The 901-nt window shown below is 56.0% G+C and carries 10 tRNA genes; all 10 read left to right on the top strand.

The features are described 5' to 3' along the window. Positions 1-75, top strand: a tRNA-Gly gene (locus tag AC2ETI_RS32625). A gap of 16 nt (positions 76-91) precedes the next feature. Next, positions 92-180, top strand: a tRNA-Leu gene (locus AC2ETI_RS32620). A 3-nt stretch (positions 181-183) separates the two neighbouring features. Beyond that, positions 184-257: transfer RNA gene (locus AC2ETI_RS32615), tRNA-Arg, on the top strand. Between the two features lie 10 nt (positions 258-267). After that, a tRNA-Pro gene (locus AC2ETI_RS32610) sits at positions 268-341 on the top strand. Positions 342-357: 16 nt separating this feature from the next. Next, positions 358-430: transfer RNA gene (locus AC2ETI_RS32605), tRNA-Ala, on the top strand. A gap of 20 nt (positions 431-450) precedes the next feature. Further along, positions 451-527 (top strand) — tRNA-Met (locus AC2ETI_RS32600). A 4-nt stretch (positions 528-531) separates the two neighbouring features. After that, positions 532-608: transfer RNA gene (locus AC2ETI_RS32595), tRNA-Ile, on the top strand. A 17-nt stretch (positions 609-625) separates the two neighbouring features. Next, positions 626-718, top strand: a tRNA-Ser gene (locus AC2ETI_RS32590). Between the two features lie 27 nt (positions 719-745). After that, positions 746-822: transfer RNA gene (locus tag AC2ETI_RS32585), tRNA-Met, on the top strand. Positions 823-825: 3 nt separating this feature from the next. Next, positions 826-901: transfer RNA gene (locus tag AC2ETI_RS32580), tRNA-Asp, on the top strand.

The raw sequence follows: 901 nt of genomic DNA, 5'->3' as shown, positions 1-901 counted from the left end.
GCGGAAGTAGTTCAGTGGTAGAATACAACCTTGCCAAGGTTGGGGTCGCGGGTTCGAATCCCGTCTTCCGCTCCAATTTTCAATATGACATGCCGGGGTGGCGGAACAGGCAGACGCACAGGACTTAAAATCCTGCGGTGGGTGACCACCGTGCGGGTTCGACCCCCGCCCTCGGCACCATATGCGCCCGTAGCTCAATTGGATAGAGCGTTTGACTACGGATCAAGAGGTTAGGGGTTCGACTCCTCTCGGGCGCGCTTTTATTAACGGGAAGTGGCTCAGCTTGGTAGAGCACCTGGTTTGGGACCAGGGGGTCGCAGGTTCAAATCCTGTCTTCCCGATATTCCTAAAAAACATGGGGCCTTAGCTCAGCTGGGAGAGCGCCTGCCTTGCACGCAGGAGGTCAGCGGTTCGATCCCGCTAGGCTCCACTTATATTAATATCATTTATGGCGGTGTAGCTCAGCTGGCTAGAGCGTACGGTTCATACCCGTGAGGTCGGGGGTTCGATCCCCTCCGCCGCTACCATAAAGGACCTTTAGCTCAGCTGGTTAGAGCAGACGGCTCATAACCGTCCGGTCGTAGGTTCGAGTCCTACAAGGTCCACCATTAGACGTATATGTCTCGGAGGTATACCCAAGTTCGGCTGAAGGGATCGGTCTTGAAAACCGACAGGCGGCGAGAGTCGCGCGGGGGTTCGAATCCCTCTACCTCCTCCATTTTTTCTAAAGTAAATATTTTATCATCGCGGGGTGGAGCAGCACGGTAGCTCGTCGGGCTCATAACCCGAAGGTCGCAGGTTCAAATCCTGTCCCCGCAACCAAATGGTCCCGTGGTGTAGTGGTTAACATGCCTGCCTGTCACGCAGGAGATCGCCGGTTCGACCCCGGTCGGGACCGCCA

The sequence above is a fragment of the Rhodococcus sp. MurmanLake-1 genome, assembly GCF_056945715.1.
This window is presented reverse-complemented; position numbering and strand designations above follow the sequence as displayed.